The organism is Acinetobacter sp. 18QD2AZ41W, assembly GCF_009829025.1.
Lineage (GTDB): Bacteria > Pseudomonadota > Gammaproteobacteria > Pseudomonadales > Moraxellaceae > Acinetobacter > Acinetobacter pseudolwoffii.
This window is the reverse complement of record NZ_WURP01000002.1, coordinates 347,792-361,539: the sequence shown is the minus strand read 5'-3', so window position 1 is coordinate 361,539 and position 13,748 is coordinate 347,792. Positions and strand designations below refer to the sequence as shown.

Here is a 13,748-nt window from a genome sequence, read left to right as displayed (position 1 = left end):
GAGAATATTCGCATTTGATTGAAGCTCACTCCGGTGGGCTTTATTATTGGGTGAAATAATAACCATAAAGAATAAGATCCAATGTTGCAGTGGCTGTGTATCGGCTGGATTTTAGGCCTGGCCTGTATGGGGAAAAGTTTTCTGTCTGTTCAACTGGGCAGCACGGTCGTTCTAATCGCGGTATTACTGTGGTATCTGGGTTGCCGTAAATTAAAGCACATTTTCAACACACCATTACGCAATTTGGTCATGACTGGTTCAAGCCTGCTGTTAGGATTATTTCTAGGCCATGGCTATGCCAATCTGCAACTGTCTGAACGCTTGTCGACGCGTGAACATGAAGTCTCCGAAAAACAGATTGTGGTGCATATCAAAGACCTGAATAAACTTGGTGAGCAGAATATCCAGCAAGCTCTGCATGTGCTCAGCCCTGATGGCAGTACAGTTAAATGGATGGGCTTTTTGCCTGTCCAAGAACCCGTGACTCAATCCAGTTTGATAAATGCGCAGATAAAGCAGCACCTCCTTGAACTTGGACGATATTACTTAATTCAAGGCCAAATCCGACCTCATCATAGTTATGCCACCCCCGGATCTTTTGACGCTGAAAAGTGGGCATTACAGCAAAATATCATGGCCGGTTTCCGAATCAAGAGCATTCAGGAGTTACAACCGCAACAACTTTATGCGCTTGGTCATGGCAAATATTTACGCCAGCAGCAAAATTTAAGTCCGCGAATTTTACTTTGGGTAGAGCGGCAGCGACTGGCATTAAGAGAATTCGTAGCCAGGCAACCCGTACAGCATAAAGGTTTGTTATTGGCCTTATTAAGCGGTGATGAAAGCCTGTTAGATCCGGCGACAGAGCGACAATTCCAGCGTTTTGGTATGAGCCATTTATTAGCCATTTCCGGGCCGCACGTTCTGATCTTTGCCTTGATGGTCTGTGGTACTTTGCAATATCTGATTTCAAGATTTATGCCGCATATTTATCTGAAATGGCCAAGGCAGTATTTTTTGAGCCTGCCTTTTTTACTATGTGTCTTGCTGTACTGCGCCTTTGTGGGCTTTGAAATTCCAGCGCTACGCACTTTATTGATCTGCGTGATTGTGACCTTTACCTTGTTGCTCAGGCAAAATGTGCAAGCTTTAAAATTACTGATTCTGAGTGCTGCCTTATTATTGCTCTTTGATCCTTTCAGTATTTTGTCGGCTGCATTCTGGCTGTCTTATGGGGCCTGCTTTGTTTTGCTGCGAATCTATCAGACCATTCAGCAGCAACCGCGTCAGACAGAACAAACCTTATTACAACGGCTATATTTTGCGTTGAAAGTGCTGCTGGAATCACAATGGAAAATCTTTCTGGCGCTATTTCCCTTGATGATGCTGTTTTTTAAGCAAATCGCCTGGATTACCCCATTCAGTAACCTGGTCGCGATTCCATGGATTGGGCTGCTGATTGTGCCTATAGATATTCTGGCGGCTTTGTTGTTTTTTATTTCAGAGCCACTTTCCAGTGTGGTATTTCAATTGAATGATGTTTTCATTCACATGCTGCTGGCATTTCTGGATCTGCTTGATCGGCTGTTTGCTCCACAACTGATTCCGGTGGCGATGAATGTCTGGATGATTGCGCTGTGTATTCTGGCCTTAATGATTGTATTTTTACCGCGTGGCCTATTGCCCAAAAGCTGGACGGCGCTTGCCTGTGTGCCGCTGTGTATTCCTCAGCTCAATCAGCATGCATTTCAGCTCTCTATTCTGGATGTGGGGCAGGGACAAGCAATTTTTCTTCGGGATGGAGCACGCAGTATGATGATCGATATGGGTGGCTATTATGATGAAGAAAAATTCAGTATCGGTCGACAGGTGATTCTGCCATTTCTGTCTGTGCAAGGTGTGGGTAAGCTGGATCAACTGATTTTAACCCATCTGGATCAAGATCATAGTGGCGCTTATCACAGTATTAAACATCAATTGAAAATTAAAGAGGTATCGTCCAATCAGATTCCTGAAATAGCGCACTCCTCCCGTTTTCAGTTCTGTCATCAAGGTCAGCAGTGGCAATGGTCTGAAGATATTCAGTTTAAAATTCTGGCACCTCGGCAGCAGCAGTTAAATACAGCCCATTTCAATAAAAATGAACGGTCTTGTGTGGTATATCTGCAAGTTAAAAATGCCGGGCCTTATCAAAATTTTTTACTCATGGGCGATGCGGGTTGGGAGACTGAGTATCAGCTGCTCCAAGATTATCCTGAGCTTAAAGTTGATGTGCTGGTGCTTGGACATCATGGCAGTCAGCACAGCTCAGCCTATCAGTTTTTAGAAGTTTTACAGCCTAAACTGGCAATTGTTTCGGCAGGGAAATTTAACCGTTATGGCCATCCGAGCCAATTGACTCAGCAGCGGCTCAAAGCCCTCAATATTCCGTTACTGAATACGGCAGAGCAGGGTAGTCTGCACTTTCAGCAACAAGACTCAAAACTGGTACTTTCAGCCGAACGACATCAATGGCAATGGTTATATCGTCAGCCTTTAAGTCGCTGATTCTAGAGCGGGCGAAGCTTCATGTAATTCCTGAGTTCTTAACGCATTTACTTTGCCTAAAGCCTGTTCATGCTCCAGTGTATAAAGATTGCCCAAGCCCTGATGTGCATTAAAGCGTTTATAGCTCCAGTGATAATGTTCAGGATGGCGACGGATTAAATTTTCAATACTATTGATAATGACTTGCGTGCCCTGATTGGCATTGCCACTATAAATTTTTTCGTCGATCGCTTCGATAAAGATATCAAAACCATCTTCAGTATTACGCAGGGCATATAAAAACAGAGCACGGGCTTTGGTCTTTTGAATCAGCTTGGCACTTAAATTACTGGTGGCCAAAGGCACCCCAAAATACGGAATATACTCACCACCCACATTGGGCGTATGATCTGGCAAAATCACGGTGGTGCCACCTTGTTTTAAGGCCTTAAAAATCTGACGGACGCCAGATTCATCGGTCGGCACCAGATGTGCCTGTTCGCGGCTACGCGCAGCCCGTACAAACTGATCCGCTGCCTGATTTTTTACAGGTTTATACATAATGGTCATGGAAGTAAACTGGGCGACATAGGCATTCATGATTTCCCAGGTACCAAAATGTGGCACGATTAACACCAGGCCTTTATTTTGTGCCAGTGCATCATGCAGTAGATCTTCGCCAATGACGCGATGCACCCGTTTGATATTTTTCTGATTAGTTGAGCCCCAAATGGTAAAAAACTCGAAATATGACATTAATTCATTGCGAACCGCAGCACGGTTAATACGCTCACGTTCGTCATTGGACAGTTCAGAAAGGCTGATCTCGAGATTGAGGCGAATGATTTCCGAAGTTTTCGTGACTTTGAAACTGTTCACAATAAAGGCCAGAAGACGGGCCATCCATCGAGAAACCGGAAGCGGTTGGCGGCTAATGTATTTGAGTAAACCGTAAGCTGAATTCCGTGAGTCCTGTTTGGTCATTGATTTCGTCTAAGTACAATAAAAAGAGAACAAAATTTATTATAGGCGAAAACGTTTTGTTTAGACAGAATTACCCGATTCAGTGTATATAATGGGTTCAATATAAATCAATTTATTGGATTATTTATGTCCGATTGGCCACCAAAACCTGAAAATCAAATACAAAATACGCAACAGCCAGTTCAACCGACTGGTCCGGAATGGAAATTGCTGGAAAAAGCGGTTTTAGCTTCGGTTGAAGAGCAGCGCCGTGCGCGCCGTTGGGGAATTTTCTTTAAATTCCTGACTTTTGCTTATCTGCTTGTGGTGATTTTGGCACTCGGCAAGAGCTGTAGTTCAGTTTCCTCAGATGCCAGCGCTGGCGCAGGTGCTCATATTGCCGTCGTCGATATTATTGGTACGATTGCTGCCGACAAGCAGAGTGTCAACAGTAGCAATACGATTAAATCGCTGAAAAAAGCTTTTGAAAATAAACAAAGTAAAGCCGTAGTGCTGAATGTCAACTCGCCGGGTGGTTCACCGGTACAGTCCGATGAAATCTGGCAAGAAATTCAGTATTTGAAAAAGCAGTATCCCGAGAAAAAACTCTATGCAGTGATCGGTGATACCGGTGCTTCGGGTGCTTATTATATCGCTTCTGCTGCGGATGAGATTATTGTCAATCCATCGAGTTTAGTCGGTTCGATTGGTGTGATCATGCCAAATTATGGCGTGAGTAATTTGCTGCAAAAGCTTGGTGTTGAAGATCGCACCATGACTTCAGGTGACAATAAAGCCTTGCTGTCGATGACTCAACCAGTCGATCCTGCACAAAAAGCCCATGTACAAGGTGTCTTGGATAATGTGCATAGTCACTTTATTAATGCGGTAAAACAGGGGCGTGGTAATAAACTGAAATCAACCGATCCTACGATTTTCTCTGGTTTGTTCTGGACCGGTGATCAGGCGGTGAAATTAGGAATTGCAGATCGGATTGGAAGTTTAAACACCTTGAAGCGCGAACTTAAAACTGAAAGAGCCTTGAATTATACGATTGAATATAGTCCATTTGAGTCCGTATTGGGTCGCATGGGCTCATCGATTGGTGACGGAATTGCCACTTCAGTTGCGCAGAAACTTCAGTCAGAAAACAGTACGACATTGCAATGAAACCATTGATTCATTTCGCGCACGCCAATGGCGTGCCATCGAAAGTCTATCAAAAGCTGTTTGATGGACTGCAAGATGATTACGATATTATCTATGTGCCGCTCTTAGGGCCTGATAAACGTTATCCAGTGGATAATCATTGGAAAAGCCTGACTCAGCAAGTGATTGACAGTATTGTGCGTCAGTCAAAAGGTCGACCGGTGATTGGTTTGGGACATTCTCTAGGATCAGTATTAACTTTCCAGGCTACCTTACAGCGTCCCGAACTGTTTTTGCAGATGATCATGCTGGACCCGCCGATGATTATGGGTAAAGAGGCCTTTGCCTTGCATCTTGCGAAAACTTTGCGCTTAAAAGCTTTGGACAGAATGTCTCCGGCAGGTCTGTCCAAGCGCCGTCGTGATCATTGGGATTCACGTGAACAGGCAGCTGAATTACTGCGTCCTAAAGGTTTTTATCAAGACTTTGATGCCGATTGCTTCCAGGCCTATATTGAGCATGCCTTGCAAGATGATCCGATTCGGGGCGGAGTAGAACTCACCATCCCTAAAAAGGATGAAGTGGCTGTGTTTAGAACCAATCCCTCACTGTGGTGGTTGCCTCAGGCGAAACCGAAAGTTCCGGTACATTTGGTCGTGGCTGAGCAAGGTCCATTTCTGGCCCGCAAGTTCCCGCAGCAGGTCGAAAAGAAATTTGGTATTCCTTTTACCGTGGTAGAGGGAGGACATATGTTTCCATTGGAACAACCCGATCAGGTAGCGGACTTGGTAAAGCAATTGATTCAGCAACAATCTGTTTGAATCATTAAAAAGAGAATATAAAAAACGCATCCGAGGATGCGTTTTTTATATTTAAATGATGTTAAAACTTGCAGAATTGAACAGGTTCTTGCATTTTCTCGTTTCGATATAGCACACCGTCTTCAGTGTATTGAATCGCACCGCTGCAAATCCATTCCACGACTTGAGGATAGATTACATGTTCAAGGCTATGCACACGCATTGCCAAACTGTCTACCGTATCGTGGTGAGAAACCTTGAGCACACCTTGAGCAAGCGCTTGGCCTGCGTCAAGTTCAGCCGTGACATAATGCACCGTACAGCCGTGCAGAACATCACCGGTATTGAGTACACGCTGATGGGTATGCATGCCTTTGTAATAAGGCAATAGAGAAGGGTGAATGTTCAACATTTTCCCCTCCCAGGCTTTTACAAATTTTTCACTTAAAATTCGCATAAAGCCGGCAAGTACCACCAGATCCGCATCCCAGTCCAGCAGTTGCTGATGCATCACATCATCAAACGCTTCTCGGTTTGGATATTGCCTGTGTTCAATAACTGCAGTTTGAATTCCTGCTTGTTGCGCACGCGTTAAAGCAAAGGCTTCAGGTTTATTGGAAATCACGCCGACAATTTGCCCTGAAAGATTGGCATCAATCAAGGCTTGTAGATTTGATCCGCTACCTGAAACAAGTACAGCAATTTTAATCATGCGAAATTATGCGAAGATCACACGAATTTTTTCGTCTGCACCTGCAACCGATTCAGCATTGTCTTGAATCTGACCCATTGTCCATGCTTTCTCACCAAGACCGTTGAGTAATTCAACAGTTTTGTCAGCTTCATTTGCATCAACCACAAGCACCATGCCGACGCCACAGTTAAAGGTACGATACATTTCAAACTGCTCTACACCGCCTTCGCGTTGAAGGAGTTTGAACAGCTCAGGCCATTCCCAAGAAAATTCATTTACGACTGCTTGAGCACCGTTTGGTAATACGCGAGGCAGGTTGCCTGGCAAACCGCCACCAGTGATGTGTGCCATTGCATGTACATCGACATGTTTAAGCAATTCAAGAATCGATTTGACATAAATACGGGTTGGTTCCATTGCAACATCTGCAAGTGGGCGACCATCAACGATTTGAGTTAAATCAACATTTTTCACGTCTAGAATTTTACGAAGCAGTGAGTAACCGTTTGAGTGCGCACCTGAAGAAGCAACACCAACTAAAACGTCACCGGCTTTGACTTTAGAGCCATCAATAATTTTGCTTTGCTCAACGACACCGACACAGAAACCTGCAAGATCGTAATCTTCGCCTTCATACATGCCTGGCATTTCAGCAGTTTCACCGCCGACCAGTGCACAGCCAGCAAGCTCACAACCAGTACCGATACCAGTGACAACATTTGCAGCAACATCCACATTCAAATGACCAGTTGCATAATAGTCGAGGAAGAACAGTGGTTCAGCACCACACACGAGAAGGTCGTTAACACACATTGCCACCAGGTCTTGACCAATTGTGTCATGACGGTTCAAATTCAATGCTAAACGTAATTTTGTACCCACACCATCTGTGCCAGATACGAGAACAGGTTCTTCATAACCTTTAGGAATTTTACAAAGTGCACCAAAGCCACCTAGACCGCCCATAACTTCGGGACGTGAGGTACGCTTAGCGACAGATTTGATACGATCGACTAACGCGTCGCCCGCTTCAATGTCGACACCTGCATCTTTGTAGCTTAAACCAGTATTTGGGGTAGAAGTTGAGTTGCTCATAATGAAGTCTCCGCATTCGCGGTGGCGATTATAACCTGAATATATAAAACTCTTATGGTATTTCTGATCTAAAATGCTATCTTTATTGAAATATTTTAATTTTTAGAATGATTAATAGAGAAAAGGCGAAACTTTATGGTAGATCGCACATTGCGTCGCGTGTTTATCCTAGCTGGGATAGCTTTATTGTTATGGACTTTATACTTATTAAAACCCGTTGTAATTCCATTTGTTGCAGCACTTTTAGTGGCTTATCTATTTAGCCCGCTGGTGGATAAATTGCATGATGTGGGTCTGCCGCGTTGGCTTTCTATTAGTATTGTTTTTATCGGAATCGGAATTGTACTGACCTTGGCCATCTGGTATTTAGTGCCACTGATCTGGCAACAGTTGATGTATGCACGTGACAATATACCCGCGATCATTGGATGGATTAATTCGACCTTTTTACCATGGTTGTCCAATACCTTTAATGTCGTTGAAATGGAAATTGATACCAATCAGATTTCTGATGTGGTCATGAATTATGTACAAACCAATTATAGCGCAGACAGTATTCAGGCATTCTTGTTACGCCTTGCTCAATCCGGAATTAATTTTCTCCAGATTGGCGGTACGATTGTCTTAATTCCCATCATTGCCTTCTATTTCCTGCTGGATTGGGATCGTATGCTGGGGAGCTTGCGCCGCCTGATTCCGCGTCCTTATGAAAAAAGTACACTAAAAATTGTAGGCGAATGTCATAGCGTGCTGGGTGCTTTTGTTAAAGGGCAGTTTCTGGTCATGATCTTGCTGGGAATTGTCTATGCGGTGGGCTTGCAACTGATTGGTCTTGAGGTTGGATTGATTATTGGTATGGTGGCAGGTCTGGCCAGTATTATTCCTTATCTGGGCTTTGCAGTCGGTATTATCGCAGCGGTGATTGCGACCTTACTGCAATTTGGGATTGACTGGTGGCAACTGGTATTGGTCGGCATTGTGTTTATGGTCGGACAGGCAGTTGAAGGTTATATTCTGCAACCATTCTTGCTGGGCGATAAAATTGGTCTTTCTCCTGTTGCCGTAGTATTTGCCGTATTGGCAGGTGCACAGCTGGCAGGCTTCCTGGGAATGCTGATTGCATTACCGGTGGCAGCCGTCATTGTGGTACTACTGCGGCATGTACGCGAGTACTATGAACACACAACATTTTATGGCGATCGGGCCATTGTGATGCAAGATGCCTCTACTGGTTCAATCAATATCGAAACAGCAGACTTAGATGTTGATATTGAAATGAAAAAGCCAGAGAAAAAACCGCTGCAAGCAGAGGAGAACTCAAGTAAAATTCATGATCCCCATGGTAGAGACTCATAAGGCCAAAAAATCATATGCGTCAATTGCAGTTAGATATAGAACCTCAGCTCGATGCCCGAATCAGTGATTTTTCAGGGCCGGGTTGGGGGCATGTGATTGATGCAGTGCGTCAATTACATGCAGGCTTAATCAGCCGTTTTTATGTCTATGGTGGGGCGGGTACAGGGAAAAGTCATTTATTGTCTGCTATCTGTGACTCTTATCTTGAAGTAGGGAAATCTGCGATTCAGGTATCTTTACTTGAGCTTCTAGATGCCCCGACCGAGGCGATTACCTCGCTGGATCGTTTTGATCTGGTCGCACTCGATGATATTGAAGCGATTAGTGGTGTGCCGCATTGGCAGCGCGCAGTCTTTCATCTGATTAATTATAATAATGAAGGCGGCGGACAGCTGGTATTTTCTTCACGCTTTGCGCCGATTGAACTTAAGCTTGAGCTGCCAGATCTACAGTCACGCTTAACACAAGCGGTGAGTACCCGTGTGCCGAGTGGTAGCCTTTATGCTGATCGTTATGCGCTGGTTTCATCCGTACTGGATCGTCGGGGGATTCATTTAGATCCTCAAATTTTTGACTATTTACTGAGTCATGGGCCACATCAAACTTCGGTACTTCTTCAGAGATTAGAGCAAATTATTCAACTGCTTAAGGGAGAAAAACTGAAGGTCAGCAATGCCAATCTGCGACAGATTTATGCCTTGATTGACGAATATCGGTAAATCATAAAAATTCTTGAGTAATTGCTCAGTCTATGCCACAGTAAGGCAAAATAATTCACAGTTGCAAGGATTCTGCAACTTTAGAAGAAAAAGAAAGAAATAAAAATTAAGGAGAAGGTTATGCTCAAGAAGAGCATAGGCATGGCTTTGCTGTGTATGGCAGGGCAGGCGTATAGTGCAGATATTATTGTAACCACGACAGAAGATATTGAAAAAGATGACAAGGAATGTTCACTTCGAGAAGCCGTTGGATATATTAACCGGGGCTTAGCCAAAGAAGGTTTTATGGGATGTGGTGGAGAAAATTCATCCAGTACCATTATTTTAAAAGAAAAAAATACTTATGTGCTCAATAAGCATATAGCAATCAAAAAATCTCTAAGCATTCGGTCTGTAGCTGATAGCGATGAAGAATTCAGTACAACTGAAAAAACACTGGGTCTGCATAATGCCCATATTCAAATGCAAGGAACTGACAATCTATTTCGCCTTAACAGCACAGATACACTAGTTCAGCTTAACTTAAAAGAACTAGACCTCGAAGGCTGTGGCAAAGTCAGTTGTGCTGAACAAGGTGGTCTGATTCATAATAAAGGCCAAGTGGTGGTTGAATATAGCCGTTTATTTAATGGTGCAGCCAATTTGGGTGGGGCAATTTATAATACGGGACAATTTGGTCAGAACTTTCTCAGTCGTGTTGAAATTAAAAATAGCCTGATTGAAAATAACAAAGCACAACGAGGTGGCATTTTATATAGCGAGTTGCCCGCTTTCCTTATCAGGCAAAGTGTCCTTAAAAATAACCAGACCTTAAATAACTCGGCGGCCAATATTTATAGCGCCGGGCAGTTTGCTGACACAGAGAATCTTCAAAACATTAGTGCCGAAGTATTAAGTAGTACCCTATTAAAAAATAAGGGGACACTCATTAATGTCATGGACGGGATGGGATTAAATAACCTAACGATCGTTGATAATGCTGATACTGCTTTACGTATGAATGCCCCGGCTGGCAGGGCTTATGTGGCAAATAGTATTATTTTAAGAAATGGTGCACAGGACTGCCAAATTGAAAACGGCGATAAAACCCTGATTCAAAACAATCTGCTGACTGTGTCCTGCGGTACAGGGGATGCTGTTGCTCCAAATGAGCTTTGGAATGGTACACAAATCTTAGCCGAAGCTTCAAATAAGAGTGAAGGTGTTTGTCAAACCTTGAGTGAAAATAGCACAGCCATACTTTGTCCATACAGCGTTGCTAAAGGGCAATTTCTTGGTTATATGCGTCCACGTATTTTATTAAGTCATAATCAGGTCAGCGACTCATCTATTGTAAATAGAGGTACAGCGCTTAATCTTGCAGCCCCGACAGTGGCATGTGAAGCTGCTGACCAGCGTGGTATCAACCGTTTAATGGATAATCTGTTCTGTGACCGTGGTGCGATTGAAATCACTGTGCCAACCTCAGGGAGTCTGGTTGGACAAGACCTGTTAAAAGGTGAAATTGCCAAATTTTCAATTGAATCCTTTTTGGGTGATAGTGATTTAATTCCAAAAGAACAATGCAATGTCATGGTTGGTCAACAGCCGACAGGTGAGCCTTGGCAAGATGGATGTTTGAAAGTTGTGCAAACTAAAACAGAGTCCAAAGGTAAAACACGCATCGATATTCATGGCAATGTGGTGTATACCCCAGATTCGACTTGGCATGGGGCAGATATCTTCGAGCTGCAAGTGGTAACCACATCCACGCGATTTAATAAAAGTAAACCTTATCTGACCATTACCACTCAAATCGTGCAGGAGCCAAAAAATGAAATGGAAGACAAATCAGTCAAAACTTCAGGTGGCGCATGGGGCTTTGGTGGGCTACTGATTTTAATTGGGTTAATGGGTTTGCGCCGTGAATTAAAAGATTAAGGAAAAATCATGAAAAATTATAAAAAAGGACTGCTTGCGGCCATGATTTTATCTGCCATGAGTTTGATGGCAGCCGAAGATAAAACTATCTATGTCACCACTTTGGTGGATGAAGACGGAGAGAACAGTAATGCCTGCTCTTTGCGAGAAGCGATTAAAACTGCAAAATTAGATAAATCCTATGGCGGATGTAACGTCGGCCGTACGCTTCGGCTGGATGGTTCAGCCCCAGACGTGATTCAGCTTGAAGCGGGTGAATACAAATTAGACAGCGAACTTGTCATTGAGTCCGCGCTCAAAATTTATGGAAAAACGCCCTTTAGTTATACCAGTCGTAGTCCGATTACGAATTTATATCCAACCCGTGATGCTTTAAAAACCACGATTTCAGGTCAGGGAAAAACCCGTCTCTTTAACAGTATGGCCAGTCAATCCAGTCTGGAAGTCTATCATCTCATCTTAAAAGATGGTTATGCGGCAAAAAATACACAGGATAAGGGCAATGGCGGTACCTTTTATGTCGCGGGCCCCTTAAGCATTAATAGCAGTGAAATCGTAAATTCTCGGGCAGATGCAGAAGGGGGGGCTATTTATACGGTGGCGATGAATACCGAAAGGAGTGTGATCATCCAGGATTCGCTGCTTCACCAAAATAAGGCAAGTTCATATGGTAGTGTGCTGGCTATGGATTGCCAGGGGAATTTAGGGACGACTCAAACCAATGTAAAAGTTAGTTCTAGTAGTATTGTAAAAAATGGGTCAGAAAATACGGCCAGCATTCTTGATTTTTGTGGTTATGCAACCGTAGAGTTGAATAATTCTACCATTGCCAAAAATACTGCGAGTCAGACAGGACATATTTTGCGTATGACCAATCAAGCTAATCGCCCTCTCAGTGCCTTTTCCAGTTTAACTGCCTTAAGTAATACTATTGTTGAGAATGCAGCTCAATCTACTTTATTTTATGACAAAACAGGTTCTAAATATTTCTATTTTAATGTTTTAGCATTTAATCAGGGCTTATCTTGTGAATATGCCTTAAATCAGGGGAATCCGACTAAGGAGCAAAGCGTCGTATTTACTACTGTTAAAAATGCCATACAAACCACTGGACTATCACGTTGTGTATTGCCAGAGTTAGATGCGGATGAAACTTCAAACAATCTTGACGTTTCTGACAGCACGATAAACAACTTATTAACAGCCTATATTGAGCCTGCAATTGATAACCGTTTTCTAGGCATGTATTACCCACGTGATAATGGAACAGCTACAGATTTGGTAGATGTGGGGGTAAGTGGCTGTGCTGAACAGGATCAACGTGGCATTGATCGGGTGGTGGGATCTACTCTTACCTTAAATCCAGATGCAAAAAATAGCTGTGAAATCGGTTCAATCGAAATCCGACGTCTGACCGCAGCAGATATCACAGATCTGAAAAATAGCAGCTTGGTCGATTTGAATAATTTTTATCAGGACAATATAACTGACATCAAAAGTATTATTACAAATAAGAATACGCCAGCAGAGGAAATACCTGGTTTAAAGGAAGAGTTAAAAGAATACGAAGATTTACTTAAATATACCAAGCAATATCAGCAATACCGTGCAATTTATGTCAATCCCTTTGTGCTGGCCATGCCTCAGGAAACCTTGATGGGCAATACGGTTCAAACCAAAGTCTTGAATGCACAAAATTATGATATTAGTGTTAAGTCTTTAGGAGTAGGTGAGTTAATTGGTACCGGTAGTTCGACCAGTGTGAAGGGTGATCCGAATGACCCCAATCTTAAGTGTGAATGGAAGCCTGATCTCAACCGGATCATGATGTATCGTACCGATGGGAAAATGACCAAGGCAACAGATATGGAATTCTGTAGCTATACTCTCAAAGATAAGGCCACGGGGATCAGCAGTGCTGGAATTTTAAAAGCAGCTTTTAACAATATTGCACCGATTGCCAAGAGTGATGAATACTGGATTAGCCCAGAGAATAATCTGACAGTGACTGTGAATCCACTTGAAAATGATAGTGATGATGGTGATGGGCCTCTACCTTCAGGAAAGTCGGCTTTTTATCAGGATAAAGAGGGAAAAGAGATTCCAATTCGTATTGTGAAGATTCCTGCCGGAGTTTCTCTTAATGCAGAGCGACAAGGCCCTTGTCCTGATACTTATCAGCGCGAGACCTGCTATGGTGGAAAACTGACATTTAGTGTGAGAAATAACTTAAGTCAGGCAGATTACAGCATGCAGTATACGATTTTTGATGCAGATGAAAAAATGTCTGAAACAGCAACGATCCTGCTACGAAATACGGTAAAAAATGCCAATACGTCATCAAGTAGTGGTGGTTCATTCGGAATTTGGGGACTATTCGGATTATTTGGGCTGGTCGCTTATCGCCGTCTAAGAAAATAAAACCTAATTGGAAAATTCAAAAGCCTCCATTTGGAAGAATGCTGATCAGTTAAAGAGTTTAGAAATAGACACTTTAACTTTTTAGTGGTTCACGATGGAGTCTTA

10 protein-coding genes are annotated in these 13,748 nt (G+C 43.1%); 7 read left to right on the top strand and 3 right to left on the bottom strand.

Going from position 1 to position 13,748, the window contains the following annotated elements; genetic code table 11:
* The first annotated feature begins 81 nt into the window (after window positions 1–81).
* A complete protein-coding gene (locus GVV58_RS04730) occupies window positions 82–2,547 on the top strand; it encodes a DNA internalization-related competence protein ComEC/Rec2 (RefSeq protein WP_159516081.1) in 2,466 nt (821 codons plus the stop codon).
* On the opposite strand, the gene GVV58_RS04725 is transcribed toward GVV58_RS04730, so the two are convergent.
* On the bottom strand, window positions 2,536–3,510 hold the full coding sequence (locus GVV58_RS04725; RefSeq protein ID WP_159516080.1) for a lysophospholipid acyltransferase family protein: 975 nt from the start codon (window positions 3,508–3,510) through the stop codon (window positions 2,536–2,538). The two genes, GVV58_RS04730 and GVV58_RS04725, sit on opposite strands and share 12 nt — an antisense overlap.
* A gap of 126 nt (window positions 3,511–3,636) precedes the next feature.
* Here GVV58_RS04725 and sppA point away from each other — a divergent pair, with 126 nt between their 5' ends.
* Both sppA and GVV58_RS04715 read left to right on the top strand, forming a co-directional pair.
* Complete coding sequence (gene sppA, locus GVV58_RS04720; RefSeq protein WP_005170028.1) at window positions 3,637–4,659, top strand: signal peptide peptidase SppA; 1,023 nt, start codon at window positions 3,637–3,639, stop codon at window positions 4,657–4,659.
* Complete coding sequence (locus GVV58_RS04715; RefSeq protein ID WP_159138216.1) at window positions 4,656–5,459, top strand: alpha/beta hydrolase; 804 nt, start codon at window positions 4,656–4,658, stop codon at window positions 5,457–5,459. Before sppA ends, GVV58_RS04715 begins: the two co-directional genes overlap by 4 nt.
* 61 nt (window positions 5,460–5,520) lie before the next feature.
* Here the strand turns inward: GVV58_RS04715 and purN are convergent, their stop codons facing one another.
* Together purN and purM are read right to left on the bottom strand one after the other, a co-directional pair.
* Entirely contained in the window at window positions 5,521–6,150 is a 630-nt protein-coding gene (gene purN / locus GVV58_RS04710) for a phosphoribosylglycinamide formyltransferase (protein WP_074383364.1), read from the bottom strand.
* 6 nt (window positions 6,151–6,156) lie between these two features.
* Entirely contained in the window at window positions 6,157–7,227 is a 1,071-nt protein-coding gene (purM, locus tag GVV58_RS04705; RefSeq protein ID WP_159516079.1) for a phosphoribosylformylglycinamidine cyclo-ligase, read from the bottom strand.
* 135 nt (window positions 7,228–7,362) lie between these two features.
* Between purM and cxpE the strand changes: the two genes are divergently transcribed.
* The 4 genes from cxpE to GVV58_RS04685 all read left to right on the top strand — a co-directional run bounded on the left by cxpE (window position 7,363) and on the right by GVV58_RS04685 (window position 13,643).
* Entirely contained in the window at window positions 7,363–8,583 is a 1,221-nt protein-coding gene (cxpE, locus tag GVV58_RS04700; protein ID WP_005097625.1) for a chloramphenicol efflux transporter CxpE, read from the top strand.
* A gap of 14 nt (window positions 8,584–8,597) precedes the next feature.
* The gene (gene hda / locus GVV58_RS04695) at window positions 8,598–9,302 is read left to right on the top strand and encodes a DnaA regulatory inactivator Hda (RefSeq protein WP_005097624.1); all 705 of its coding nucleotides are present in this window, start codon (window positions 8,598–8,600) and stop codon (window positions 9,300–9,302) included.
* 120 nt (window positions 9,303–9,422) lie between these two features.
* Window positions 9,423–11,222, top strand: coding sequence for a rhombotarget A (rbtA, locus tag GVV58_RS04690; RefSeq protein WP_159516078.1), 1,800 nt, complete (start codon window positions 9,423–9,425; stop codon window positions 11,220–11,222).
* A gap of 9 nt (window positions 11,223–11,231) precedes the next feature.
* Window positions 11,232–13,643, top strand: a complete 2,412-nt coding sequence (locus GVV58_RS04685; RefSeq protein WP_159516077.1) for a CSLREA domain-containing protein — start codon at window positions 11,232–11,234, stop codon at window positions 13,641–13,643.
* Window positions 13,644–13,748 lie beyond the last annotated feature (105 nt).

What these genes read in the sequence shown, in the direction of transcription:
- rbtA (WP_159516078.1), top strand. Translation starts at nt 9,423, where the DNA reads ATGCTCAAGAAGAGCATAGGCATGGCTTTGCTGTGTATGGCAGGGCAG.
- GVV58_RS04725 (WP_159516080.1), bottom strand. Translation starts at nt 3,510, where the DNA reads ATGACCAAACAGGACTCACGGAATTCAGCTTACGGTTTACTCAAATAC.
- purM (WP_159516079.1), bottom strand. Translation starts at nt 7,227, where the DNA reads ATGAGCAACTCAACTTCTACCCCAAATACTGGTTTAAGCTACAAAGAT.
- GVV58_RS04715 (WP_159138216.1), top strand. Translation starts at nt 4,656, where the DNA reads ATGAAACCATTGATTCATTTCGCGCACGCCAATGGCGTGCCATCGAAA.
- GVV58_RS04730 (WP_159516081.1), top strand. Translation starts at nt 82, where the DNA reads ATGTTGCAGTGGCTGTGTATCGGCTGGATTTTAGGCCTGGCCTGTATG.
- cxpE (WP_005097625.1), top strand. Translation starts at nt 7,363, where the DNA reads ATGGTAGATCGCACATTGCGTCGCGTGTTTATCCTAGCTGGGATAGCT.
- sppA (WP_005170028.1), top strand. Translation starts at nt 3,637, where the DNA reads ATGTCCGATTGGCCACCAAAACCTGAAAATCAAATACAAAATACGCAA.
- hda (WP_005097624.1), top strand. Translation starts at nt 8,598, where the DNA reads ATGCGTCAATTGCAGTTAGATATAGAACCTCAGCTCGATGCCCGAATC.
- purN (WP_074383364.1), bottom strand. Translation starts at nt 6,150, where the DNA reads ATGATTAAAATTGCTGTACTTGTTTCAGGTAGCGGATCAAATCTACAA.
- GVV58_RS04685 (WP_159516077.1), top strand. Translation starts at nt 11,232, where the DNA reads ATGAAAAATTATAAAAAAGGACTGCTTGCGGCCATGATTTTATCTGCC.